Here is a 24020-nt window from a genome sequence, read left to right as displayed (position 1 = left end):
CCGGTACCGGGCGCCAGGCACCGGGGGTGGGTTTGTATGAATCCATGCTGGTCAGCGTTTCATTGGAGATTTCTCATCCGCGGCTCATCCTCCTCTGACCGAGCCTGGCGAGGGTAGTTATCGAGGACAAACAACAGGGGAGGAGTGCTCATGTCAGGCCAGATTCACAAGATGGTTCTCTACAGCCACGATTCGCTCGGGTTGGGACATGTGCGTCGCAACCTGGCCATCGCACACCACATGGCTCAGCATCTGCCGGGGTATACGGGCCGCAAACTCACCGGGCTGATGCTGTCTGGTGTCGCGACGAATGACATGTTCCGGCTGCCGTCCGGCTTCGACCGGCTCGTCCTCCCGGGGGTGTGCAAGACGAACGACGGATATCGCGCTCGCCATATGTTCGGTGACACGCAGGCGCTGCTGGGGTTGCGTTCGAATCTGTTGGAAGCAGCGCTGATCAGCTTCGCTCCCGACCTGGTGGTTGTCGACCGCCATGTCTTCGGAGTGCAGGGCGAATTGCGAGTTCCGCTGCAGCGTCTACGCTCGGAGTATCCCGGTGCCAAGGTGGTGCTGGGGCTGCGGGAAGTGCTGGATGACCCCCGGGTGATGAGCGGGGAGTGGCAGGGCCTCGGCGACATCAAGGCGGTGCGCGAGTGCATTGATGAGATCTGGGTGTACGGGGACCGCACGGTGCACGACCCGGTCTTGACCGGGGAGGTGCCCCAGGAATTGTCCGATATGGTCCGGTTCACCGGATACCTGTCCTACGGAAGGGAACTGGCCGAGCATGGAATCGATGTTGAGACAACGCCATATGTCCTGACCACGGTCGGCGGTGGTGCCGACGGTGCCCGTCTGCTGGAAACAGCCGTGGGCGTGCAACCACCCGCTGGGCACCGCCACCTGGTTGTGACCGGACCACAGTTTGACCACGCCGCTCACACCGCGATCGCTGCGGCAGCCCCGCCAGATACCCGGGTGGCGGCAATTTGCCGGGGCATGAGCGCTCGAATCCGGAATGCCTCGGCGGTGATGTCCATGGGTGGCTACAACACCACCTGCGAAATCCTCGCCACCGGTACGCCGGCTCTCTTGGTACCCAGGGAACGTCCCCGTCGCGAGCAGTTAATCAGGGCACAGGCCCTGCACCGGGCCGGAATCGTCGATCTCACCAGATCCGATGAGCTGTCCACCGCCGGACTGGAACGGTGGTTGTCGGAGGCTGTGCGCCGCCGTGTCGACCGCAGTTCGGTGAACCGCGATGGGCTCGACGGGGTGGTCCGCCTGGCTGCCCGGTTGCTCGATACCCCATCCCGGAAGGCAGGTGCGGGACGATGACCAGGGTCGGCTACGTTCTCAAGGTTTATCCTCGCTTGTCAGAGACCTTTGTCGTGACCGAGATTCTCGCCCGTCAGCAATTGGGCGATGATCTGCGCATCTACGCCTTGCGTCCGACTACCGATGCCCGCTTCCACCCGGAAATCGCCAGGGTAGAAGCTGAGGTGAGTTGGTTGCCGCGCCCCCAGCAAGCCGATTTATTTTGGGAGCAGTTGGGCCGCGATTTGGTCGGTTCTGGGATGCAGGAACGCTTCGCCGGAATCCTTCCCGAACTCGCCCAGCTTCCCGCCGACGAGGTAGCCCAGGGCGTCGGGTTGGCCCGGGCCGTGATGCGTGATCAGATCACCCATTTGCATGCCCATTTCGCCTCGCTGGCCGGGCGGATGGCGTGGGTTGCCCACCGGCTAACCGGTGTCCCCTACACCCTCACCACCCACGCCAAGGATATCCACCACGAATCTGTGGACCCCGTCTGGCTACGGCGAATCTGTGGCGATGCAGACCGGGTGATTGCCATTAGCAGCTTCAACCTGGCCCACCTTGACAAGGTACTGGCCGGAACCGGGGCCCGAGTGGTCCTGTGCCGCAATGCCCTAGAACTGGATCGCTTCGAGTTCCGTCCGCCCCGGCAGGCACTCCGGGGCCGGTTGCGAGTGCTCGGAGTCGGGCGGCTCGTGCCGAAGAAGGGGTTCGCCGACATGATCACTGCCATTGGGGAACTCGTCCGGGCAGGAACCGAGGTCGAGGCCCGGATCGCCGGTGACGGGGAACTGCGCAATGAGCTGCAGGAACTCATCGATGCTCAAGGGTTGGGCTCACATATCGAACTTCTTGGATCTCGCTCCCAGCGGGAGGTGATCGACCTGCTGCACGATGCAGACGTCTTCGTCGCACCGTGTGTGGTGGCCGCCGACGGGAATATCGACGGACTGCCCACTGTCGTCCTTGAGGCGATGGCGGTGGGCACCCCGGTCATCGCTACCTCGGTCAGCGGTCTGCCGGAAGTCATCGTCAACGGCCAAACTGGGATCTTGATCCCACCGGGCGACGTCGCAGCCCTCACCGATTCCCTGCAGGAAATCGCCAACGGGCGGGTTGAACTGCGTGCCATGGCTGGACGCGCCCGGGAACTCATAGAGGCCGAGTACGACTCGCGAGTCCAGGCGGCCACCTTGTCGGCCTGGGAATCCTCGGGGAGGACCTCATGAGAGTTGCCTATGTATGTCTCGATCCCGGCATCCCGGTGTTCGGGACCAAGGGAGCCAGCGTCCACATCCAAGCGATGGTCCGGGAACTGCTCAAGCTGGGGCATCAGGTGGAGATCCATGCCTGTCGCATTGGTGATGCCGTCCCCGGTGATCTCACCGATGTGCCGGTGCAGGTGGTACCCGTTGTGGGCACCGACCCAGCACAGCGTGAGGCCGCCCAAGTGGAGGCAAGCCAGATCGTCGCTCATCGCCTGATGGAGAATCCACCAGATCTTGTCTATGAGCGCTACTCCCTGTTCTCCACGGTATTGGCTCAAGTCAACTCCGTCACCGGTTGCCCCGGGGTGCTGGAGGTGAACTCCCCGCTGATCACCGAACAACTCGACCATCGCACGCTGGTTGATGTGGCGGGCGCTCATGTGGCCCTGCGCACCCAGGTGGATGTGGCGGCATCGGTGGTGTGTGTATCCGACCAGGTCAGTGACTGGGTGCGTGGCGTTACCGGCTGCACCCGGGTACACACCATCTCCAACGGGGTTGACCCGGCCAGGTTCTTTCCTCACCCTGAGGATCCGTCAACCGCAGTGGTGACCTTCATCGGGACTCTCAAACCATGGCACGGGGTGCATGACCTGGTCCGGGCAGCAGCCTGCGCGCGCACCGACTGGCAACTGCGGATCATTGGCGACGGACCGTGCCGTGCTGAACTGCAGGAACTGGCTGACGGGCTGGGGATTGATGCCGACTTCCGGGGGGCCGTCGCACCCTGGGAGGTTCCCGGCCATCTCGCGGGATCAGCAGTGGCTGTCGCACCCTATCCCGACTTGGGTGGGGAACAGAACCAGTATTTCTCCCCGCTGAAGGTCTTCGAATACCTGGCGGCCGGGCTCCCGGTGGTCGGCACCCGGGTGGGGCAACTCCCCGAGCTGCTGGACGGGGTTGGGTTGCTGGTGAATCCCTCCGACCCATCCGGCCTCGCGGCTGCCATCGATGAACTTGTGCTCGATCCGGGCCGTCGCGCCCGGATGGGGGAGCAGGCCAGGTCCAGGGCGGTGCAGGAACACGGTTGGGATCGGGTGGCTGCTCGGATCCTTGGCACAGTGGGGGTGAGTGATGGCGCGCAGGAGTGAACCGCCCCGGGCTCACCGCAGTCCGCTGCGCCGCACACTGCGCCTGGTTGCCCCAGAACTGCGGCCGCAGCGAGCCATGATCTGTGGTGGGTTCCTGGCCCTTATGGCCGACGTTGTGTTCCGGGTGTTAGAGCCCTGGCCGATGAAATACCTGCTGGATTCGGTGCTATCCAGGCTGGGGGCTGCGGTGGACCACTCACCGGCCACTATCACGGTCATCATCGCCTGTGGTGTGGCGCATCTGCTGGTCGTCGCGGCCCGGGCTCTGGGCAATTATCTGGCGACGGTGTGTTTCGCGACGGTAGGTGCCCGGGTCGCGGCATCTCTGCGCGCCCGGCTGTTCCACCACGTGCAGGGGCTGCCCCAGCAATTCCATGCCCGCAACCACAGCGCGGACACCGTGCAGCGGCTGGTGGGGGACATCGCGCGCCTCCAGGAAGTCGCGACCACCGCGGGACTGCCGCTGCTCGCCAATGTTTTGACCTTGCTGGTCATGAGCGTGGTGATGATCGTGCTATCACCAGGGCTGGCCCTGGTCGTGGTGGCCTGCTTCGTGGCCTTCGCAGTTGTTAGTTCCTGTTCATCCGGGCGGATCAATATGGCCTCCCGGATGACTCGGCGTGGCGAGGCAGAACTCGCCAACACCGCCCAGGAGTCACTTTCCTCGATTCGCACCGTTCAGGCTTACGGGCTGGAATCCCTGGTGGAGCGCAGATTCGGGGATGCCAGTCAGAGCTCGGTAACCCAGGGGGTGCGTGCGGTCGGGCTTGCTGCCGGGCTCGAACGCGCCACCGATCTCATCGTCGGGGTGGCGACGGCAGGGGTGCTTGTCTGGGGAGGTCTGCGGGTCATGTCGGGGGCCCTCACCCCCGGGGAGCTTGTGCTGTTCACCAGTTACCTGCGCACCACGATGAAACCCATGCGTGATCTGGCCAAGTACACCGGGAGGATCTCCCGGGCCACCGCATCTGGAGAACGGGTCGCCGATCTGATGGCGATCACCTCGGAGATAACTGACCCATCCCATCCCGTGGTGCTCGACAAGGTACGTGGGCGTATCGAGTTCCGGGGCGTCACCGCCGCTTATGAGGGAGTCGTGGTTCTCGATGATATTGATCTGCGGATCGCTCCCGGGGAACACGTGGCGATCATTGGGCCCTCGGGATCGGGGAAATCCACCCTGGTCTCCCTGCTCGTGCGGGCCATCGACCCGGTTGACGGACAGGTGCTGTTGGATGGGCACCCGCTGGACGAATTGGGATTGGCCCAGTTGCGCTCCAGCGTGGCCCTGTTACACCAGGACACCGTGCTGTTTGCCGACACAGTGCGAGAGAACATCCGGCTGGGCAGGTTGGATGCCAGCGACGAGGAGGTGGAGGCCGTCGCCCGGGCGGCGAATGCCCATCAATTCATCGTCGGCTGGCCGAATGGCTACGACACTGTGGTCGGGGAGCGGGGAAGTACCGTTTCGGGCGGGCAGAAGCAGCGGTTGGCGATTGCCCGGGCGTTGCTGCGCGATTCCCGGGTTGTCGTTCTCGACGAGGTGACTACTGGTCTCGATCCGGCGGCATCCGAGCTCGTGCTGGATGCGATCCGTCCGTTGATCGTCGACCGGACGTTGCTGGCCGTTACCCATGACGTGGCGGTGGCGATGCGCTGTTCCCGGGTGGTGTGGATCGACCGAGGATGCATCCTGCTGGATGGCCCCCCCGCCCGGTTGCTCGCCGAGAGTCCTACCTTCCGCGCTTGGGTGCAGGCCTACGAGAACTCGGGAGGTGGGGGTCGATGATGGTACGGAATATTGAGGCAACCACTCGCGGAATCGTTGAGATGGTGTGCGATTCCGAGCACCTCACGGCGTGTCTCGGGCAGCCCGTCACCGCCACTCGGATACGGATCAAGCCAGGCTCCTCTGTTGCGGTGGCTGCGTCAGGAGCGTCCGATGCGGCTTGGCTGCGATTCCTGTGGCCGAGAGCTCACCGAAAGGGGCTGGGTGTCCTGGGTTGGGCCCGTACCCACGGTCTGCAGGTGCACCAGCAAGAGCTCGGCAACGGGATTCTCCTCCAATGGGGCGGCTTGGACACCGATCCAGCGCTGGCCCCGTACCTGTGGCAGGTCATCCGGGGAGCCGCTGGCGGCGGCACCGGCGAGATACTGCTCAAGCACAATCCGCTGCGCCGGGTGGTCCTTCGGTGTGGCGGCGTTGTGGTGCGCACCACGGTCGCCCCGCAAACCCCGGGGCCGGATTTCGATGCTTTCCTGGGCGCTCATCTCCCGGTGCCCTTGCGCCTGGACGACGGGAGCGATCCACACACCAGTATTCGTTGTTTCGTCGCGGGCTCCGATCTGCTGGCTGATCCCGATCCGAGCACCGCGGGCGCGGTGGGTGCCCTGCTGGCCGGGTTGCATGCCTGCGGCGATGCGCTGCCGCCGAGGATTGCCGAGGAATTACGTCGCCGTTGCGATGATCCGGCGGCAAGCATGCTGGCGAATGCGGGAATCATCCGGGAACTTGATGAGCGATTGGCCGAGCGTATCCGGCGGCTTGCCCCGCTCATCCCCGGTTCGCTTGGGCCCACGGTGTTGTGCCATGGCGATGCATCCCCCGACCAAGTGCTGCATGACCCCGGCAGCGGTGAGTTGTGGCTCACCGATTTCGACCGCGCGTGCTGGGGAGCTGCTGCTGACGACCTGGGCTCCTATCTCACCGCGGTCGATGAGGAGACCGGCGATCGGTTGGTCGAAGGTTATCGGTGCGCCGGGGGAATGGCCGGTCCCGACGCCCTGAGGGCGGGGATAGCCCGGCGCCTGGCCCGTCGGGTGGGCGAACCGCTGCGATCCGCCAACCCCGAATGGCGTCGGCAGATCGCTGAGCACCTCGACCGGCTGGAGGAGGTCCTGTCATGTCTGCCATGACCATGCTGCGAGAACTTCCTGGGGTCACTCGGGCGTGGCCTGACAAGGGGCACCGTCTGCTTTTTGAATGGATCGATGGGGCAGGACGGCTGCGCGCAGGGTGCATCAATGCCCAAGGGGCGGTGCAGTTGGCCGAGCCTAGTCGTGATCCGGAGCTTCCCACACTGGCCCCGTCCCCGGATGCGAGGCTTCTGGTGCATCGCCTGGGCAGGCGCGCGGTCACTGCCGAGGGACAACGGATCACCAAGCATCTCCCGGTGGGCAAGCCCGCCGGGGTGGCGGATGCTCTTCGTGACGCGGCTAGAGCCTGCGAACGGGCCGGGATCGCTCATCCACGATTGCTGGAGGAGAGTGGGTGCCGGTTGTCCATGACAGTCGTGCCTGGTCAGCCCTTGGCGCAGTGGGGGCTCCCGGGCATTGAGGGGTGGCAGCAACTGGTGGAATGCTGGCCCCGGGTCTGTGCCTATGATCCCGGCGGTCTGCGAGCCCACGGCCCCGAGGCGGAGGCGCAGACCCTGCGGCGCTGGTTCCTGCGAGCCAAGGAGTTCGGGGTCCGCGCTGATCTCGACCGGCTGGAGCCGGGAATCGAAGCTGCTTGCCGGGCGGTCACCGAGAGCTGTTCACCGCTGGTTGTTGCCCATCGGGACCTGCATCCTGGACAGATGTTGTGGGACGGGCAGCGGCTGGGTGTCGTCGACTGGGACACCATGTGCCTGGCCCCGGCCGCCCTTGATGTTGCCAATCTGTGGGCCCACGTGGAGCTGTCCCGGACCCAGAGGCAGTGGGAAGAAGACCTTGCCGAACTGGTACTGGGCCTGCTTGATGAGTTGTGTACCCGACTCGGGATCGGACCCGTCGACTTCGGGATATATGTCCGGGCTGCCCGCTGGCGGCTGGCCATGGTCCACGCCTTCCGGCCCGCCGCGCTGCCATGGCTGGACGACTGGCTGTCACTGTGCTCCGCGCCGATGCATTCCACCATGTCATTGAGTGAAAGGAATAGATCATGATGACGATATCAGTAATCGGATGTGGCTACTTGGGTGCGGTGCACGCCGCCGCGATGGCCTCGCTGGGCCACCGGGTCATAGCAGTCGACACCGACCCCCACCGGATACGGGAGCTGTCGGCTGGTCGCCCACCCTTCCACGAACCGGGTTTCGAGGAGATCCTGCATCAGGGCCTGCGCAGCGGTAGGCTTCGCTTCGCAGTCTCCGGAACCGAGCCGGAACTCGAACAGGCCAAGGTCCACTTTCTGGCCGTTGGCACCCCGCAGTCCCCGGTCAGCGGGGCAGCGGACCTCACCGCACTGGAGGCCGCGGTTGATGACCTGGCCCGGGTGCTGCGCCCGGAACTGCGCCCGATCGTCGTGGGGAAATCGACGGTTCCGGTGGGGACTGCGCAGCAGCTGGCTGATCGGCTGGAACCCCTGGGGGCCGAGGTCGTGTGGAACCCGGAATTCCTGCGGGAGGGGCACGCGGTGGCCGACACCTTGCACCCGGACCGGATTGTTTACGGCTTATCCGACGACCCGGAGCGCGCCGCATATGCGGCCGGGGTGCTGGACGAGATCCACGCAGAACTGCTGGCCGAGGCCATCCCGCGGATTCTCACCAACCGCCCCACCGCCGAGCTGGTGAAGATGGCTGCCAATGCCTTCCTGGCAACGAAGATCAGCTTCATCAATACGATGGCGACGATGTGTGATGTGACCGGCGGTGATGTGTCGGTGCTGGCCGAGGCCATCGGATACGATCCCCGCATTGGGCGGCGCTTCCTCAACGCGGGAATCGGTTTCGGGGGCGGCTGTTTGCCCAAGGACATCAGGTCCCTTCAGACGCAGGCGGAGGAACTCGGCGTGTCACAGGCGGTGGGTTTCCTCAGGGAGGTAGACCGGATCAACCTGGGATGCCGTTCCCGGGTGGTGAGATTGGCCGAGGCAGTCTGCCCCGGCGGGCTGGCGGGGACCAAGGTCACCGTGCTGGGCGCCACCTTCAAGCCAAACAGCGACGATATCCGGGATTCACCCGCCCTGGATGTCGCCCGTCGACTCGTGCGGGCCGGAGCCCTGGTGCGAGTCTGTGATCCATGTGGCCTGCCCAATGTGATGCGCACCCATCCGGATCTCGCCGTTGCCACCGATCTGGAGAAAGGCCTAGCCGAGGCCGAGTTGGTAGTGCTAGCCACCGAGTGGCGCCAGTACCTCGAATTGGACCCGCAGTGGGTGGGCGGTCTGGTTGCTCGCAAGATCATCGTGGACGGTCGCAATGCCTTGGACCGGGACCGGTGGCACCGGGCCGGGTGGGTGCACGTTGGGATGGGAAGGGGTGATTTCATGGAAGAAGCGATCGGTGCTGGCGTCATCGGTGTCGGCGTCAGACAATGAATGGCACGGAGGCGCACCGATGATGAGGACGACGATGACTCTTAGAACGAGGATCGTCGCTGCCATGGTCGTGGTCGCCTGCATAGCACTGGTGTTTTCAGGTGTGCTGATCACGGTGGTCCAACGCGTCGACCTTCAGGTAGAGGCCGACGCCGACTTGATCGCGGATAGGGATCGCTTCTTGGCGTTGGTCAGGAAAAATACCGATCCCTCGGACGGTTCGTCGTTCAGCGGGCCGATGGACCTGATCCAGACCTGGTTAGAACATCAGGGCAGTGGAACCGACGAGGGAGCCGTGGGTTTTTCCGGGACCGAATTGATGACGGTTACCACCGATCCCGGTCGGTTGCGTCCCGCCGACGACCCCGGACTGCTCAATGAACTCGCCGATCTCGTCGTCGGGGATGAGATCGTGATTACTACGATGCACACCGAGTTGCGCAAGTACCGCGTGCTCGTCGTCCCGGTACGCCAGGGGGATCAGCGGGCAACTTTGGTGCAGGTGATCGACCTGGACGCGCGAGCAGCCAGACTGCATTCGGTGACCTTGGTCTGCCTCGCCGCGGCGGGGATCGCCGTCATGGTCGCCACGGGTTTGGCCTGGATCGGGGTGGATCGCCTGCTGCGGCCGATCGAGGAATTGCAGGCTGCTGCCGAGGAGATCAACGAGAAAGATTTGACGAGTAGGGTTCCGGTTCATGGCCGTGACGATCTAGGCCGGTTGGCGAACGGATTCAACAGGATGCTTGACAGGGTGCAGCACGCGGTCCAGGGACAGCGCGACCTGATGGACGACGTCGGCCACGAACTGCGTACCCCGATGACCGTCGTGCGCGGGCACCTGGAACTCATGGACCCTACCGACCCCGAAGACACCATGATGGTCCGGGACATCGCAATCGACGAACTCGACCGGATGGAAGTCCTCATTGGTGACCTGCTGCTGCTGGCCAGATCGGTGGACAGCGATTTCGTGAAGATCGAGCCCTGCTCGGTCACCGACCTGACGGTCTCGGTGCTGGGCAAGGCCGAGGTGATCGGGGACCGGCGGTGGAGATTGGATCAGGTCGCGGATGGTGTCGCCTGCCTTGATGCGGTCCGGGTGACCCAAGCGTGGCTGCAACTGGCCTCGAATGCCGTGAAATATTCCGAGCCGGGTTCGGTGATCGCTATCGGTTCGGCGATCTGCGAGCAGACGGTGCGGATGTGGGTCACCGACGAGGGAACGGGGATCGGTGTGGAGGATCTCGCGAGAATCCGGGAGAGATCGGTGCGGGCGCGTCACGTGGTTGGTTATGTTCCCGGCTCCGGGCTGGGGCTGAGCATCGTAGAGTCGATCGTACGGGCACACGGCGGGGTGCTGGAGATCGAATCGGTGCTGGGGAAAGGGTCCACTTTCACGTTATGTCTTCCGGCCTGGGATGCTACCGGGGAAAGAAGGGAGGTCGGGGGATGAGCAGGATCCTGGTGGTGGAGGATGAACAACGCATCGCATCCTTCGTGGCCAAAGGACTGCGGGCAGCTGGTTTCGTGGTCGATGTCACCACCTCGGGCAACGAAGCCGTCGAATGGGTGTTGCAGGGCGGGATCGATCTCGTCGTGCTTGATGTCGGGCTGCCCGACATTGACGGCTTCGAAGTGCTCGACCGGCTTCGGGGGCAGGGAGTCGCCACTCCGGTGATCATGCTGACCGCCCGATCCTCGGTGGCCGACAGGGTGGCCGGGCTTGAAGGTGGCGCCGATGATTACATGCCCAAGCCCTTCTCCTTTGAGGAATTGCTGGCTCGCATCCGGTTGCGGCTGCGGGTCAGCGGCGAGGTCCACCAACTCATGCGTCTGGAACACCGGGGCCTGGTACTCGACCTGGCAAGTCGCAAGGCACAGGTGGATGGGCGATGGGTGGATCTTTCGGCCCGGGAGTTCGCGCTGGCTGAGACCTTCCTGCGTAACCCAGGCCAGGTGCTGAGCCGGGAACAACTCCTGGCCGCCGTGTGGGGCCTAGACTTCGACCCGGGCTCGAATGTCGTCGACGTGTACGTCTCCTATCTGCGTTCCAGGCTGGGGAAGGAAAGATTCGAGACCGTGCGTGGCATGGGCTATCGCCTGGCCTGAGGCCCGGTCCGATTCCTTCCGGACGACTGCCGCGTTGCGGAAGCTGATGAAACCGGACAACTGGCTGAGCCGCCGGTTTTAATCGTCGTCCTTGTCGTCTTTGACATCTTTGTCGTCGTCTTTGTCATCCGCATCATCGTCGACCGGAACTGTGGGCTGTTGACCCACACCGGTTGGCTGGCCTGCACCGGTCGCCACATCCCCGATGGGAGCCGGGTTCTCCGGGGCGGGGGAGGACGTTGCCCCGGCTGGCTCGGGGACGATGGAAGACGCCGGGGGTTCTTCGTTTAGAACGACGCCCGGATCCCGGTGGTCGGAGGGCTCTGGTTGGTTGAGGATCTGCGCGGTGGTCAGTCCCAGCCCGGCGGCGGCCAAGCTGGTGATGGCCACGGCTCTCCTAGCGGGTTGATTCATGGGTGCCTCCTAAATTCCGAGTGTACGGGAGGTCCAACCGGTGCTGAACGGGTAACCTAGCATCAGGTATCTGGTGTCGGCAGCGTACCGATCTACGCACTCCCCGGTGCATGCGAGCGGTGAGTCCTAGGCTAGGTCCATGGCCAGGATTCTCGTTACCGCACCCCAGCTTCCCGAAGCCCTCGACCTGCTTACCGTCACCCATGAGGTGATCGGTGGGCAGGAGTTCATGACTCGCGACGAAATCGCGTCGTACATCGGTGGGGTTGATGCTATCTTGTCTGCGCTATCCGATCCGCTTGATGCGGAGATGATCTCTCTCGCCGGGCCTGGGTTGAAGATCATTGCTCAGTGTGCGGCGGGGTTCAACAATATCGACGTGGCAGCGGCGAAACAACGAGGCATCCAGGTTTCCACCACCCCCGGTGTGCTACATGAAGCCACCGCCGACACCGCTTTCATGTTGATGCTCATGGTCACCCGTCGCGCAGGGGAGGCCGAACGTTGGGTGCGTGACCACAAGCCGTGGCGCTATTCGCATACCTTCATGCTCGGCACTGGGCTGCAGGGCGCGCAATTGGGCATCATTGGGCTGGGGCAGATCGGTGAGGCGATGGGCCGACGTGCTGCGGTGCTCGGCATGGATGTCGTCTATTCATCCCGCTCCGACAAGGACCTCTCGGCAATTGACGGGGTCAACCCAGACACCGCACCAACTCGCCGGGTGGAACTCGGCGAGTTGCTGGAGACCAGTGACGTCGTCTCCCTGCACTGCCCGCTGACTCCCGAGACCCGGCACATCATCGACGCCGCAGCCCTGGCCCAGATGAAGGACACCGCCTTCCTCGTCAACACCGCCCGCGGCGCCTGCGTCGACGAGGCCGCCTTGGTGGATGCACTGAATTCCGGCAGCATCGCAGGTGCTGGCCTTGACGTCTACGAGGACGAGCCGACAATCAATCCCGCCCTGTACGAGATGGACAACGTTGTGCTGCTGCCGCACATTGGCTCGGCTACCCGCCAGACCAGATGGATGATGAGCAAGCTGGCCATCGATAACATCACCGACGTGCTCGCGGGAAGGCCTGCGCGTACCGCGTTGTGACTCGCTTCTTTGGCTGTTGGCAGAGGAGAGCACCGTCTGGTCTGCGGACCACTCTGAAGAATTTGCCGACCGGGTCTTCCTGGGTTCCTCCCGTGCATGTGCTCTTAGCCGATGACATCCAGCGGGTTGCGGCGCATCCGGTGAGGTAGCACCAAGGCTGCGGCGTCAGCCAGGTCCTTGTCGGTGATGGTGGTTCGACCATCCCAGGCAGCTAGGCCGCGGGCTGCGCGCACCATCATCAGATCGCCGCGGTGCCCGTCTACCTCAGCGGCCACGCAGGTTTGTGCCACCTGCAACAACACATCCTGGTCGATCGTCACCGTGCCCAGCAATTCCATCGCCCGGGCAATCCGCGCCGCGAGCTCACCGGATGCACTGGCCCAGTCATCGACGAAACCCTGCGGATCCGCCTCGAAAGCCATCCGGCGGGTGATGATCTCTACTCTGGCCGACGGATCCTGCTCCCCGCGCACAGTCACGCACATCCCGAACCGGTCGAGCAGCTGGGGGCGCAACTCGCCCTCCTCCGGATTCATGGTGCCGACCAGGGAAAATCGGGCCGGGTGGGATAACGAGATCCCCTCCCGCTCGACGGTGTTGATCCCCATGGCCGCTGAATCCAGCAGGATGTCGACCACATGGTCATCAAGCAGGTTCACCTCGTCGACGTAGAGGATGCCACGGTGTGCCGCAGCCAGCAGACCGGGCTCGAAACTGCGCCGCCCCTGGGTCAGGGCCGTCTCCAGGTCGAGGGTCCCGGCGACGCGGTCCTCGGTTGCCCCCACCGGCAGCTCGACGACCGGGACCCGGCTGGTGGTGGTCCGGGACACTGCAGCAGGGTCGAGCCCCAGCGTCTCGGCGTATTCGAGGTACTCTGACTCGGTTAGATGGAAAGCCCCTTCTGAAACCTCGGTGCGTTCCGGAAGCAGCTCTGCCAGCCCACGGACCGCGGTCGATTTTGCGGTTCCTTTGTCGCCCCGGATGAGCACCCCCGACAGGTCGGGGCAGATCACCGTGAGGACCAAGGCGAGCTTCATCTCATCCTGGCCGACAATGGCTGCGAAGGGATAGTTCGGTCGTTTCATCGGTTCTCCTGACGGTTCTGTGAGGTGTTGACGATCTGCACCAAGTCGTCGGCTCGCAAATTCTCAATGGTGAATCTCTCGGCCCCCAGGGCCTTAGCCAAGTCTCCGGTGCGCCCGCGCGACATCACCCCAGTCGGCTCGGTGTCGACGATCACCCAGCTGATGCGCTGTTCGGCACGCAGCCTCGTGGCGATCCGGATCGCCTCGTCGGTGGCATTGCGAGATACAGTTCCATCGAGCCCGACATTCCCGCGCCCGTCGGTGACCACCACCACCATGGGCCGGATGGCAGGATCTTTCAGCAGCAGTGGCCGCACCACCTCGTGGGCAGCCATTAAGCCGGAGGCCAACGGGGTTCGCCCGCCGGTGGGCATCTCTCGGAGCCGCCGTTCGGCCATTTCCACCGAGGAGGTGGGTGGTACCAGCACCTCGGCTCCGGTGCGCCGGAAACTCACCAACGCCACCTGGTCACGTTTCACATAGGCGTCGAGTAGCAGCGACAGCACTGCGCCCTTCGATGCCACCATGCGATTGCGGGCCCCCATTGAGGCCGAGGCATCGACGACGAGCACCACCACCGATCCGGTGCGTCGCATCCTGATCCTGCGACGCCAGTCGCCACGTTCTACCAGGATCGCCAGATGTTCCCGCCCATCACCGGGTGCCAGACCGAGTCTTCTCCGGCGTTGGTGCACGGCGGCGGCCCGCAGAGTGGCATCCAAGGCGAGATCCTCGGGGTGGGCCGAGAACCTCGAACCGATCTGGTGGCCACGCTGGTCTGCGGAGATGGTGAGACGTCGTCGGCCCGAACTGGAGCGGGCGACCCGATCTTGGGTACTGATCAGCGGACGCACCTTGAACGACGCCCCGATCTCGGAGACCAGTTCCTCGCTCGGGTCGGGGCCGATCTCCGGTTCCTCCGGTGGGTCGGGTTGCTCGTTGTCGGTCTCGGGAGGCTCCTCGCGGGATGGGTCTTCTGCGGGTGGGGTGGGCGAGGGTGGGGGAGGAGGATCAGGCGGTTCCTGATCCCGGCGCCGGTGCACCAGAGCCAATTCCGCGACGAGTTCTACATCTTCCTCGGTCACCACCACACGCCCCTGCCAGGCGGCATGCGCCCGGGCAGCCAGGGTGAGGGCCAGATCAGCCCGGTGGCCCGCAGTGCCTGCCTCCCGACAGCGTCCGGCGATGCTGGAGACGATATGTGCCGGGACTTCGACCTCGCCCACGGCAGTCCGGGCAGCGGCCAAGCGCTGGGCGAGGCTGGCCTCTTGCTGCGCCCAGGAGTCGATGAATTCCGCAGGGTTCGCGTCATGGGCTAGCCGACGACGCAGGATCTCGATCCGTTCTTCCAGGCCATGTTCGGCCACCACGTCAACGCATAGCCCGAAGCGGTCCAGCAGTTGGGCGCCCAACTGGCCCTCCTCCGGGTTCATCGTGCCAACCAGCGCGAAACGGGACGGCATCGATACGGAGAAGCCTTCCCGTTCGGTGGTCACCACCCCGCTGGCAGCAGCGTCGAGCACCAGGTTGGCGAGGTGGTCGTCAAGCAGATTCACCTCGTCGACATAGACGATGCCACCGTCGGCGTCGCTCAGCAGGCCCGGCTGGAAGACCGGTGAACCGGTGGTCAGGGTCGCCTCAAGATCAAGCCCACCCACCAGCCGGTCCTCGGTGGCGGACAACGCCAAGGTGCGCATTCGCCCGGTGGGCAGCGCCCTGGCAAGAGCACGCACCACCGTGGACTTGGCTGTTCCCTTCTCGCCACGGATCAACACCCCACCGATACGGGGTTGTATCGCAACTAAGAGCAGGGCGAGCCGCATCGTCGGCTGGCCGACGATGGCCGAGAAGGGAAACAGCTTTGTCATCTCAGGATCCGATCACCTCGGCCACGGTCTTTCCGTAACGTTGCAGGAACCAGGCGTCCAAGGCGGTCTTGATCGCCATGGTCTCGGCTGCGGCCGTATCCCACCGGCCGCGCTGGCGCAGGGCTTCCCCGGCGTCCTCCCCTGCGTCATTGGTGACGCTCAGCAATTCGCCGGTGTTCGGTTCTGCGTTGTACAAGAAGGTAGCTCCCATCGCCGAGACAAAGTGCTTGCGCACGAAGGTACCCGCGGCGAAGTCGTAGGTGAGAGAGTCCTGGAAGGGATCGCCGGTGGCCGGGTCGATGGCTTGGAAGACGGCGGTCTTGGCAGTTTGGTCGATCTCCACAGATAGTCCGGCTCCCTCGATGACCGCGGCTTGAGGATCGGAGTCGGTCAGTTTGCCGTCGGTCTCGGTGAGCTTCCCGGTGGCCGTATCGGCGGATCCAGAGGCCTCCGGTGTCATCGCGGAGCTCCCCGGAGCGGATTCGCTGGGTTCACTCGACGCCTGTCCGCAGCCCGTCGTAGCGATGGCGAATAGGGCGGCGAGGGCGAGGGCTGGCACAATTTTGTTCATCGTCTCTCCTTGTCATTGTTGGGTAGTTGTGCTGAGGTGATCAGTTGTCGACCCCTTCCAGGTCGGCATCGATATCGAACTGGACCTCGTCGAGCAGCTGTCTGCGTTCCGGGCTCGCCTGCCACAGACCACGACGGTCCGCCTCGCCGAGCCTGGCGGCAAGATCGGCGGTGGCATGCGGATTGGCCTCGGTGAGCCGTTGCCGCATCTGCTCGTCGGCGATGTAGGTGTCGAAGACTGCGTCGAACATCCAGTCACCGATGCCGGATGTGGTGGCGGCCATGCCGACGAGGTTCGTTGTGCGTTCGTTGATCTCCGCGACGCCCCGGTGCCCGTGGGCCATGATCGCCTCGATCCATTCGGGATTCAGCAACCGGGTGTACAGGCCTGCGCGGGAGGCCTCGGCGGAGGTCTGTACATGAACCCTGCGTGCGGTGGTGTCGCAGACCAGGGTCGGTACGGTGCGCCCCGAGAAGCGTTCGGCCGCCGAGGTCATCCCGCCCAGGAACTCGAAGTAGTGGTCCAAATCGGTGATCTGGTACTCGTTGTTCGACCTCACTTGGGAGACCACCTCCACATCGGCCAACTGTTCCTGGTAGAGCCCCTCGATGCGGTCGCCGTGGTGGTTGCGTCCGTAGAGGTGCTGGGCGCCGTCGACGAAATGGTCGGTCAAATCGTCGGTGGAGTTCCAGGCTCCGGATTCGATGATCGCCGTCAGATCTGTGGCGTACAGACCAGGGGCTGGGCCGAAAATCCTGCTTGTGGCAAGCTGTGATGCCTGGTCTTCGGGTATGCCCCGGGCTGCGAGGGCCTCCTCCAGCACCGCGGCGCGAGCCCGGATGGGGTTGATCTGTTCAGGTTCGTCCATGGCCGCCACCGCGGCGAAGATGTCGTCGAGTTCCTCAATGAGATTGCCGAACAGGTCACGGAAGAAACCAGAAATGGTCACCACCACATCGGTGCGCGGGCCGGTGAGTTCCTCCGTGGGGATCACCTCCCAACGGGGATGGCCTGGGGTGGGATGGTCCACCAACCGCACCCCGAGCAGGGCCAGGACCTGGGCATAGCCTTCTCCTTGGGTCCGGGATGTCTCGATCCCCCACAGGATCAACCCGACGCAACTGGGGTTAGTACCGTTTTCCGCACGGTAGGCATCCTTGAGTCCCCGGGCGATCTCGGCGCCCCTGCGCATTGCGATGGAGCTTGGCACGGCCCGCGGATCGAATTGGTAGATCGAGGAACCCGAGGGCATCACCGATGGGGTGCGGATGACGTCGCCACCCAGGCGTGCCGGGACGTGCAGCCCGCACAGTCCGCGGTGCAGTCCCTCCCATTCCTCGTTGTGATCGAAGAATGCGGCGACTTCGCGCCCACGACGCACCAGATCTTGCAATCCGAGGACGTCGGTGATTTGTTCCGGGGGGAGATCGCAGGAAAGACCGCGGTGCACCGGTTCCAGCGCCATGGCCTCGAGCTCAGCGCGCTCGGGCGGAGGCAATTCCTCCACCGCGCCATCGGGCAGACCTTTCAGCCCGGCCATGATTTCCACAGCCGGCATCTGGTCGTCCAGGCCGCCCGACAGCACTCCGTCGACCATGCGAATTACTTCATCGGTGTTCCATTCCTCGCCGAAAACGTGCAGTCCCATTGGAACCAGTCCGCTCGACAGCCTCTCCAACTCGGCTTCCAACTCCCCGGGATCGGTGGGCAGGTGGGCTTCCTCGGCCGCGCGGGCGATATCCGCCAGAAGATCCTGGGCGGTCTGCGGGGATAACTCCACGGCTTGACGGTGTTCGGCGAGAAGTTTCTCCAGATCGGCGAGTTGGTCGTGCAGGCCTCCGGGCAGCATCACCGGCGGCTGGTAGGAGACCAAGGTCGCATGGGAACGGCGCCGGGCGATGATCCCCTCGGTGGGATTGGCGCAGTAATACAGATAGACGTGCGGGGTTTCCTCGATCATCAGGTCGGGGAAACAGTCGGTGGACACCGCATTCTGCTTGGCCTTCAGGAACTCGAAAGTGCCGTGGGTACCGACATGCACGATGACATCTGCTTTCCAAACCTTGCGCACCCAGGTGTAGAAGGCAAGGTATTGCGGCGGCGGGGGAATCGTGTTGTCGTGGGTTGAGTCGCCGCCGTTGCTCAGTGGAGCACGGCCAGGCTGGATGCCCACCAAAACATTGCCGAGTTCGATGGCGGGAATGAGGAAATCACCGGTGGGGGTGACCATCGGAAGATCAGGGTTATTCCCCCACACCGATTCGACCTCCGCCCAGGCCTTGGGATTCGCCAACTCGGCGATCGCCTGCTCGCGGGGATAGACGATGGTCCGGTCGCTATTCGAATAGCGGGGGGAGTTGACCGCTCGGTCGAGTAATTCGCTGAGAAGGGTCCCTGGTTCGGGGACGGTGAGCTGGTAGCCCTCCTGGGCCAAGTCAGCGAGGATCGCCTCGATGGATGCGGCACAGTCCAAGAAGGCCGCCCCGAGCATATTTCCCTCCCCGTCGGGGTAGTCATAGCCGATGATCGCGACCCGCTTTTCGTGGTTGGCCAACTGGCGAAGCCGGATCAGCCCTTGAATCCGCTGTACCAGGCGGTGAGCCTGGTCGTCGATCACTTGCAGGTTGTCGACGACGGGTGCGCCGGGGGAGTCGTCGATCGGGGTGGGAGTCATCGCGGCCACCAGGATCTCGTTGACTGCGCCGTCGATCTCCGGGAGCACAAGGGAAACCATCGTCTCCGCAGGGCCGAGGCCTTGGAATGATTCGCGCCATTCCTGTTCGGTTCTGCGGGTCAGCATGATCGGTTTGACATAGGGAGCACCGAGCTCGGAAAGCAGCGCGGCCCCGGCCTCCGGGTCCCCACCCATCGGCCCGGCTGCGAAGCGGAACGACAACAAGGACACGATCACGTCGGGTTTCAACCCTTCGCTGGTGAGCAACTCCCTTAGTGGATCAACCATCTCGGTGCCCGTGGCATCAATGGCCACCGGCAGTACCCAACCCGCCTGCGACAGGTGCTCGACCAGCTTCGCGGCGACGGTTTCCCCGTCAATCGGGTAGGACCTGGCGTAGTGCAGCAGGGCGATCACCGGACGCCCGTCGCTGGGGCCGTGCTCGGCGACGAAATCCTGCCAGGTCGCGTAGCGTTTGCGGGTGGGCGGCCAGGAACACTGCACCGGGGCAATCTCACCCGAGGGATCGGGGACCTCCAGATCGGGCAGCCCGCCGCGTTCTCGCACCAGGGTGCGCAACACGAAGTCGGCGTCGTCCCCCCGCATCGACAAGAAAGCGGAGGTAACCTGCGCATAGATCCGGGCATCCCGGGCCGCGAGGTCGGAGGCCTCGGGTGCGGCCTGCTCCGCAGTTGATGCGGATGCTCCGGGTGTCATCCCGAGCCGGGCTGCGATGTGGGTGGGCATGCCGGTGGGGGGCTGCGCAGTGCCTTCTTTCCTGCCGAGCTGGGCCGCGATGTGTGGTGGCATCCCTTTCGGCATCCCCATTGCGGGCTTGCGGGCTCCAGCGATATCGAAGGCACCGAACCTGGCCCGGGATGCGAAGGCGGGCCCGCACGAGATGATGTCGCCGGTGAAGGTATCCAGGGTTGTGCCCAAGGCCGCGGGCCACTGGGAGTCGGCGCCCATCATGTCGCACATCACGAGATCGGCTGTGGCGACGTCGGTGCACATCGCATCTATCGCCTCGTCCGAGGGAGCTGGAGATGCATAGTGCCAGGTCAGTTCGCCCCAGCCCGGATATTCCTCATCGAGCCGGGCGGCTGCTCCCAATAACCCGCGAAGGACCTCAGGGGAAATGGTAACGACAGTGATCTTCATTGATCCTCCTCGTGGAGAGCTGTTCGGTGACGAGCTTGGATAACAGGAGCGTGGGTCTGTGGGTCGGTGGTGACCCAGGCATCCACGTGGAAATCGGAGGCAATGGCTGCAGCGTCGAGGGCTTGGACCGGCGGTCCGGCGCGCAGCAGCCGTCCATTACCCATGACCACCACCCGGTCACAGCGGCGGGCGGCCTGGGTCAGGTCGTGCAGCACGGCGACCACGGTCAGCCCGTCGGCGTTCAGCTCCCCGATCAGTTCCAGCACGTCGATCTGATGGGCGATGTCCAAGTAGGTGGTGGGCTCGTCGAGCAGCAGGATCCTCGGACGCTGGGCCAAGGCTGTGGCGATCCACACCCGCTGGCGTTCACCGCCCGATAGGCTGGCTACTCGTCGATCGGCGAGTGAGGTGATGTGGGTGCGCTCCATCGCTTCGACAACAGCCTCGTCCCGGTCCGGCGGGTTGACCTTCCACCACGGGGTATGAGCGTAGCGTCCGTAGCTGACGAGCCGGGCGACGGTTATATCTGAACTGATGACCCCGCCTTGCCACACAACGGCCATCCTGCGGGCCAATGCGGTCGGGGATAGGGCACCGATCGCCGTGCCGTCGAGAAGCACTTGGCCGCTGTCCGGTTTCACGGCCCCGCACATCGACCGGATCAGGGTGGTCTTCCCACAGCCGTTCGGTCCCAGGATGCCGTGCACGGCCCCGGCTTCCAGGTCGAGATTGATGCCGTGCAGGATCTGTCGGCCACCCAGTGACACCCACAGATCTTTCACCTCAAGCCCGGCGCCACTCACAGTGCCCTCCGCAGCAGGAAGAGGAAGAAGGGTACGCCCAGGGCGGCCATGATGATGCCCACCGGAAGGTCGGCGGGGGAGAACAAGGTGCGAGCCATGGTGTCGGAGACGATGACCAGCCCTGCGCCGAACAGGAGGCAGGCTGGCATCAGCACTCGGTGCGAACTGCCAACGGTCAACCTCATCATGTGCGGGACGATGAGCCCGACGAAACCCAGTAGCCCCACGGCCGATACCGCACCAGCTGCCAGGAGTGCGGCGATACCGGTGAGTAGTAACCGGTTTGCACGGACATCCATTCCCATCGACCGAGAGATATCGTCGCCCAGCACGATGAGATCCAGGCGTCGTGGCAGCAAGACCGCAGCGATGACGGCCACCAATGCATAGGGCCACAACAACCGGACATGGTTCCAGGACTTCAGGGACATCGACCCATTCATGAACAATAGGGCGCCCTGCACCCGGTCGGAGTACAGCACCATGACTGCGGAGATCCCGGCCGAACACAAGGCAGAGACCGCCACCCCCGCCAGGATCACCCGCACAGGTTGAATGCCACCGCGCCAGGCCAAGGCGTGGATGGTGACCGCAGCAACCATCGCTCCGATGAAGGCGAACAAAGGGGTGGCCATGAACATCGTCGGAAAGACGATGAGAATGACGATGCCGAATAACCCTGCCCCTGCCGATATGCCGATGATTCCCGGGTCTGCCAGCGGATTGCCCATCACCGCCTGCAGGATCACTCCGGATGTCGCCAAGCAGATACCGACCATCCCAGCCAGGAGCACTCTCGGCAGGCGCACGTCCCACACCACCCGGTGCCACTGGAAATCGGCATGCCCGAAGATTCCGCGGAACACGTCGGCAGGGGACAACTGAATGGTGCCCACTCCAACTCCGGCGACCAGGGCGCCGATGAGTAATAACCCCAGAGCGGCCAGGACGAAGGGCACGAAACTTGGATGAGCTCGAAACCGGGTGCGGGTCTCGGGTATAGCAGGTGCGGGATCGGTGCTGCTCACGGTTCGACCGGGTTCCCGAAAACATCGGGCCGCAAGCTCGCGGCCAGATATGTCATGGCGTCGGGATAGTAGGGGCCTGCGTTGTATAGGAAGTACTGCTGGGGCAGGAACACCACCCGGTTCTCGCGGACCGCATCAATCGCCTGCCAAGCGGAGTTCTTGGCGAATTCGGCCTCGATGCGCGCCCTGGCTTCTTGGTTCGAGGAGATCATCGATGTGACCAGGACTGTGTCGGGTTGGTGGGCGACGATGTATTCCACATCGAGCGGTGTGTTTTCCGAGTTTGGATTCTCTGGGGTGGCCCCGGATGCGATATTCCTCACCCCCAGGGTGCTCAGCATATGGCCGGTGATGGACTCGTCGAGTTTCACCGACAACGACTGGGCGGTGACGAACAAAACGACCACGGAGCGCTCTTCCCCGGGCCATTTGCTAACGACCTGTTGGGTGCTGGCGGTGATCTGCTCGGCCTGGGAGGTCGCGTGGTCGCTGGTGCCCGACAGTGCGCCGAAGATCGAGTAGGCCATGGTGAGATCGGCCAGGGAGGAGACCTTGACGGCCATGGTGTTGATGCCCATCGATTTCAAGGAAGCGGCCAATTCTTTTTGGGCTCCCATGGTGATTACCAGGTCGGGATTCTGCGCCAATACCGCCTCCTGGTCGATGGAATGCATTGCGCCTAGTTTGGGAAGGGCTTGCATCTCGGCGGCGTGCTCGGTGGACAGGCGGATACTGTCGGTCAGATCGGCCGAGGCGACGGCCTTGCCCCCGGCGTCGTACCAAATGTTGAGGGCGGTTCCGGAGCAGATGACGACCCGGGTGGGTGCCTGCTCAATGACCACCTCATCGCCGTTGAAATCGGTGACAGTGATCGGGAACTCGGTGCCCGAGAGGGAGGCCTTGGTGGTCCCCTGCGAGGAGCCCGACGGGCTAGGTGAAGAGGGTGATGTATCGGTGGATGTGGTCGTGCATCCGGTCAAAAGCGCGAAGGCTGTCATGCTAGCAAGAAGGACGGACCGCCGAGGCCATCGGGTCATTAGGGCGAACTCCTGTGTCTAGTGCGATCCTTGGTTCCATAAGCTTAGCCTTACCTCATCCTTGAGGGGAAGCGGGTGTGCCCGTGGTTATCGGATCATGATCCGCCCACGGCGGAACTTGGTGGAACCAAGTGGAAGCCTCAGGCATGGGCGCGGTAGTGTCGCCCGCATGGGTTTCATGTCGATCAGCCGCGCTATGCGTGGTCTCGTCATGCCCATGTGCTGCCGGTGCATGTGCTCCTGACAGCACGGCCCGATCGCTCCTCACCACGAGTTGCAGCGATCACGCCACAACGCAGATCGCTGCGGACCGTGCTGCTGGACGAGAAACCGACCACACACGACCTTAAGGATTTCCATGAAGATCAAGAAGCTTCTTGCCGGTGCTCTCGGCGTCGTCCTCGCATCAAGCCTCGCGGCCTGCGGCTCAGACGGCTCCCTGACCGTGATCGCCGATGTGACCCCTCACGCCGAGTTGATCAGGAAGGCCGAAGAACTCGGCCTGCTCGGCGACACCAAGGTCGAGGTTACCGAGATCTCCGGTGATGTGGACGTGAATCAGTTGGTCAACGAGGGCGATCTTGATGCCAATTTCTTCCAACACCTGCCCTACCTTAAGGACTGGAATGCCAACCATGAGGGCTCCGACCTTGTACCGGTGGCCACAGTCCACGTTGAGCCCCTCGGGTTGTACTCCAAGAAGATCACGACCGTCGAGGAGACCCCCGACGGCGCGGTTATCGCTATCCCGGCCGATCCCACAAACCAGGCTCGTGCCCTGTTCTTGCTTGAGGATGCCAAGCTCATCGGCCTCAATGTTGACCGCAACGACGCCGATCTGGATTACTCCCAGGTGAGCGATGCGAACATCGACGAGAATCCGAAGAATCTCTCTTTCATCAAGATCGACCGTCCGCAGCTGGCCGCCAGCCTTGATGATCCGCAGGTCAACCTGTCGGTGATCAATGGCAACTACGCGCTGGAGGCCGGTCTGGTGCCTGCCAACGATGCGCTGGTCCTGGAGCAGGCCGAGGGTAATCCCTACGCAAATGTGCTGGTGGTCAAGGAGACCAAGAAGGACGACCCGAAGGTGAAGGCCCTTGCGAAGGCGCTGACCTCTCCCGAACTCGCCACTTACATCGAGGAGAACTACCAGGGTTCCGTCCTCCCGGCGAACGGCTGAT

General features: G+C 63.9%; 19 protein-coding genes. 11 read left to right on the top strand and 8 right to left on the bottom strand.

The window, feature by feature from the left end; genetic code table 11:
• Window positions 1-150 precede the first annotated feature (150 nt).
• The 9 genes from HMPREF1531_RS02245 to HMPREF1531_RS02205 are packed head-to-tail and all read left to right on the top strand — an operon-like array spanning window position 151 to window position 11090.
• Window positions 151-1338, top strand: a complete 1188-nt coding sequence (locus HMPREF1531_RS02245; RefSeq protein WP_016668265.1) for a glycosyltransferase family protein — start codon at window positions 151-153, stop codon at window positions 1336-1338.
• Complete coding sequence (locus HMPREF1531_RS02240; RefSeq protein ID WP_016668264.1) at window positions 1335-2546, top strand: glycosyltransferase; 1212 nt, start codon at window positions 1335-1337, stop codon at window positions 2544-2546. The genes HMPREF1531_RS02245 and HMPREF1531_RS02240 overlap by 4 nt, the downstream gene beginning before the upstream one ends.
• A complete protein-coding gene (locus HMPREF1531_RS02235; protein ID WP_016668263.1) occupies window positions 2543-3676 on the top strand; it encodes a glycosyltransferase family 4 protein in 1134 nt (377 codons plus the stop codon). The genes HMPREF1531_RS02240 and HMPREF1531_RS02235 overlap by 4 nt, the downstream gene beginning before the upstream one ends.
• Window positions 3660-5465, top strand: a complete 1806-nt coding sequence (locus HMPREF1531_RS02230; RefSeq protein WP_016668262.1) for an ABC transporter ATP-binding protein — start codon at window positions 3660-3662, stop codon at window positions 5463-5465. Before HMPREF1531_RS02235 ends, HMPREF1531_RS02230 begins: the two co-directional genes overlap by 17 nt.
• Window positions 5462-6592 carry an aminoglycoside phosphotransferase family protein gene (locus tag HMPREF1531_RS02225; RefSeq protein ID WP_016668261.1) on the top strand — a complete coding sequence of 377 codons (1131 nt, stop codon included), beginning with the start codon at window positions 5462-5464 and terminating at the stop codon, window positions 6590-6592. The genes HMPREF1531_RS02230 and HMPREF1531_RS02225 overlap by 4 nt, the downstream gene beginning before the upstream one ends.
• A complete protein-coding gene (locus HMPREF1531_RS02220) occupies window positions 6580-7602 on the top strand; it encodes a phosphotransferase family protein (RefSeq protein WP_016668260.1) in 1023 nt (340 codons plus the stop codon). The genes HMPREF1531_RS02225 and HMPREF1531_RS02220 overlap by 13 nt, the downstream gene beginning before the upstream one ends.
• On the top strand, window positions 7599-8978 hold the full coding sequence (locus tag HMPREF1531_RS02215) for a UDP-glucose dehydrogenase family protein (RefSeq protein WP_016668259.1): 1380 nt from the start codon (window positions 7599-7601) through the stop codon (window positions 8976-8978). Before HMPREF1531_RS02220 ends, HMPREF1531_RS02215 begins: the two co-directional genes overlap by 4 nt.
• A 34-nt stretch (window positions 8979-9012) precedes the next feature.
• Window positions 9013-10434 (top strand): sensor histidine kinase, encoded by a 1422-nt coding sequence (locus HMPREF1531_RS02210; protein WP_198010967.1) that lies wholly within the window; start codon window positions 9013-9015, stop codon window positions 10432-10434.
• Window positions 10431-11090, top strand: coding sequence for a response regulator transcription factor (locus HMPREF1531_RS02205; protein ID WP_016668257.1), 660 nt, complete (start codon window positions 10431-10433; stop codon window positions 11088-11090). The genes HMPREF1531_RS02210 and HMPREF1531_RS02205 overlap by 4 nt, the downstream gene beginning before the upstream one ends.
• A gap of 78 nt (window positions 11091-11168) precedes the next feature.
• On the opposite strand, the gene HMPREF1531_RS02200 is transcribed toward HMPREF1531_RS02205, so the two are convergent.
• Entirely contained in the window at window positions 11169-11504 is a 336-nt protein-coding gene (locus HMPREF1531_RS02200) for a hypothetical protein (RefSeq protein WP_016668256.1), read from the bottom strand.
• 139 nt (window positions 11505-11643) lie between these two features.
• Here HMPREF1531_RS02200 and HMPREF1531_RS02195 point away from each other — a divergent pair, with 139 nt between their 5' ends.
• The gene (locus tag HMPREF1531_RS02195) at window positions 11644-12609 is read left to right on the top strand and encodes a 2-hydroxyacid dehydrogenase (protein WP_016668255.1); all 966 of its coding nucleotides are present in this window, start codon (window positions 11644-11646) and stop codon (window positions 12607-12609) included.
• A 104-nt stretch (window positions 12610-12713) separates the two neighbouring features.
• Here HMPREF1531_RS02195 and HMPREF1531_RS02190 read toward each other — a convergent pair whose 3' ends face one another.
• The 7 genes from HMPREF1531_RS02190 to HMPREF1531_RS02160 are packed head-to-tail and all read right to left on the bottom strand — an operon-like array spanning window position 12714 to window position 22797.
• Window positions 12714-13694 carry an ATP-binding protein gene (locus tag HMPREF1531_RS02190; RefSeq protein WP_016668254.1) on the bottom strand — a complete coding sequence of 327 codons (981 nt, stop codon included), beginning with the start codon at window positions 13692-13694 and terminating at the stop codon, window positions 12714-12716.
• Window positions 13691-15562: a VWA domain-containing protein gene (locus tag HMPREF1531_RS02185; RefSeq protein ID WP_016668253.1), complete on the bottom strand. Its 1872-nt coding sequence runs from the start codon at window positions 15560-15562 to the stop codon at window positions 13691-13693. The genes HMPREF1531_RS02190 and HMPREF1531_RS02185 overlap by 4 nt, the downstream gene beginning before the upstream one ends.
• Window position 15563: 1 nt before the next feature.
• The gene (locus tag HMPREF1531_RS02180; protein ID WP_016668252.1) at window positions 15564-16133 is read right to left on the bottom strand and encodes a hypothetical protein; all 570 of its coding nucleotides are present in this window, start codon (window positions 16131-16133) and stop codon (window positions 15564-15566) included.
• 40 nt (window positions 16134-16173) lie between these two features.
• Window positions 16174-19968 carry a cobaltochelatase subunit CobN gene (locus HMPREF1531_RS02175; RefSeq protein ID WP_016668251.1) on the bottom strand — a complete coding sequence of 1265 codons (3795 nt, stop codon included), beginning with the start codon at window positions 19966-19968 and terminating at the stop codon, window positions 16174-16176.
• Entirely contained in the window at window positions 19965-20771 is an 807-nt protein-coding gene (locus HMPREF1531_RS02170; protein ID WP_016668250.1) for an ABC transporter ATP-binding protein, read from the bottom strand. The genes HMPREF1531_RS02175 and HMPREF1531_RS02170 overlap by 4 nt, the downstream gene beginning before the upstream one ends.
• Complete coding sequence (locus HMPREF1531_RS02165; protein ID WP_442852409.1) at window positions 20768-21850, bottom strand: FecCD family ABC transporter permease; 1083 nt, start codon at window positions 21848-21850, stop codon at window positions 20768-20770. Before HMPREF1531_RS02165 ends, HMPREF1531_RS02170 begins: the two co-directional genes overlap by 4 nt.
• Complete coding sequence (locus HMPREF1531_RS02160) at window positions 21796-22797, bottom strand: ABC transporter substrate-binding protein (protein WP_198010966.1); 1002 nt, start codon at window positions 22795-22797, stop codon at window positions 21796-21798. Before HMPREF1531_RS02160 ends, HMPREF1531_RS02165 begins: the two co-directional genes overlap by 55 nt.
• Before the next feature lie 397 nt (window positions 22798-23194).
• Here HMPREF1531_RS02160 and HMPREF1531_RS02155 point away from each other — a divergent pair, with 397 nt between their 5' ends.
• The gene (locus HMPREF1531_RS02155) at window positions 23195-24019 is read left to right on the top strand and encodes a MetQ/NlpA family ABC transporter substrate-binding protein (RefSeq protein WP_016668247.1); all 825 of its coding nucleotides are present in this window, start codon (window positions 23195-23197) and stop codon (window positions 24017-24019) included.
• The last annotated feature ends 1 nt before the right edge of the window (window position 24020 follow it).

The sequence above is a fragment of the Propionibacterium sp. oral taxon 192 str. F0372 genome (assembly GCF_000413315.1).
GTDB lineage: Bacteria > Actinomycetota > Actinomycetes > Propionibacteriales > Propionibacteriaceae > Brooklawnia.
This window is presented reverse-complemented; position numbering and strand designations above follow the sequence as displayed.

Bases quoted from the DNA above. Each gene is read 5' to 3' on its own strand.
- HMPREF1531_RS02245 (WP_016668265.1), top strand. From the start codon at position 151: ATGTCAGGCCAGATTCACAAGATGGTTCTCTACAGCCACGATTCGCTC.
- HMPREF1531_RS02240 (WP_016668264.1), top strand. From the start codon at position 1,335: ATGACCAGGGTCGGCTACGTTCTCAAGGTTTATCCTCGCTTGTCAGAG.
- HMPREF1531_RS02235 (WP_016668263.1), top strand. From the start codon at position 2,543: ATGAGAGTTGCCTATGTATGTCTCGATCCCGGCATCCCGGTGTTCGGG.
- HMPREF1531_RS02230 (WP_016668262.1), top strand. From the start codon at position 3,660: ATGGCGCGCAGGAGTGAACCGCCCCGGGCTCACCGCAGTCCGCTGCGC.
- HMPREF1531_RS02225 (WP_016668261.1), top strand. From the start codon at position 5,462: ATGATGGTACGGAATATTGAGGCAACCACTCGCGGAATCGTTGAGATG.
- HMPREF1531_RS02220 (WP_016668260.1), top strand. From the start codon at position 6,580: ATGTCTGCCATGACCATGCTGCGAGAACTTCCTGGGGTCACTCGGGCG.
- HMPREF1531_RS02215 (WP_016668259.1), top strand. From the start codon at position 7,599: ATGATGACGATATCAGTAATCGGATGTGGCTACTTGGGTGCGGTGCAC.
- HMPREF1531_RS02210 (WP_198010967.1), top strand. From the start codon at position 9,013: ATGACTCTTAGAACGAGGATCGTCGCTGCCATGGTCGTGGTCGCCTGC.
- HMPREF1531_RS02205 (WP_016668257.1), top strand. From the start codon at position 10,431: ATGAGCAGGATCCTGGTGGTGGAGGATGAACAACGCATCGCATCCTTC.
- HMPREF1531_RS02200 (WP_016668256.1), bottom strand. From the start codon at position 11,504: ATGAATCAACCCGCTAGGAGAGCCGTGGCCATCACCAGCTTGGCCGCC.
- HMPREF1531_RS02195 (WP_016668255.1), top strand. From the start codon at position 11,644: ATGGCCAGGATTCTCGTTACCGCACCCCAGCTTCCCGAAGCCCTCGAC.
- HMPREF1531_RS02190 (WP_016668254.1), bottom strand. From the start codon at position 13,694: ATGAAACGACCGAACTATCCCTTCGCAGCCATTGTCGGCCAGGATGAG.
- HMPREF1531_RS02185 (WP_016668253.1), bottom strand. From the start codon at position 15,562: ATGACAAAGCTGTTTCCCTTCTCGGCCATCGTCGGCCAGCCGACGATG.
- HMPREF1531_RS02180 (WP_016668252.1), bottom strand. From the start codon at position 16,133: ATGAACAAAATTGTGCCAGCCCTCGCCCTCGCCGCCCTATTCGCCATC.
- HMPREF1531_RS02175 (WP_016668251.1), bottom strand. From the start codon at position 19,968: ATGAAGATCACTGTCGTTACCATTTCCCCTGAGGTCCTTCGCGGGTTA.
- HMPREF1531_RS02160 (WP_198010966.1), bottom strand. From the start codon at position 22,797: ATGACAGCCTTCGCGCTTTTGACCGGATGCACGACCACATCCACCGAT.
- HMPREF1531_RS02155 (WP_016668247.1), top strand. From the start codon at position 23,195: ATGAAGATCAAGAAGCTTCTTGCCGGTGCTCTCGGCGTCGTCCTCGCA.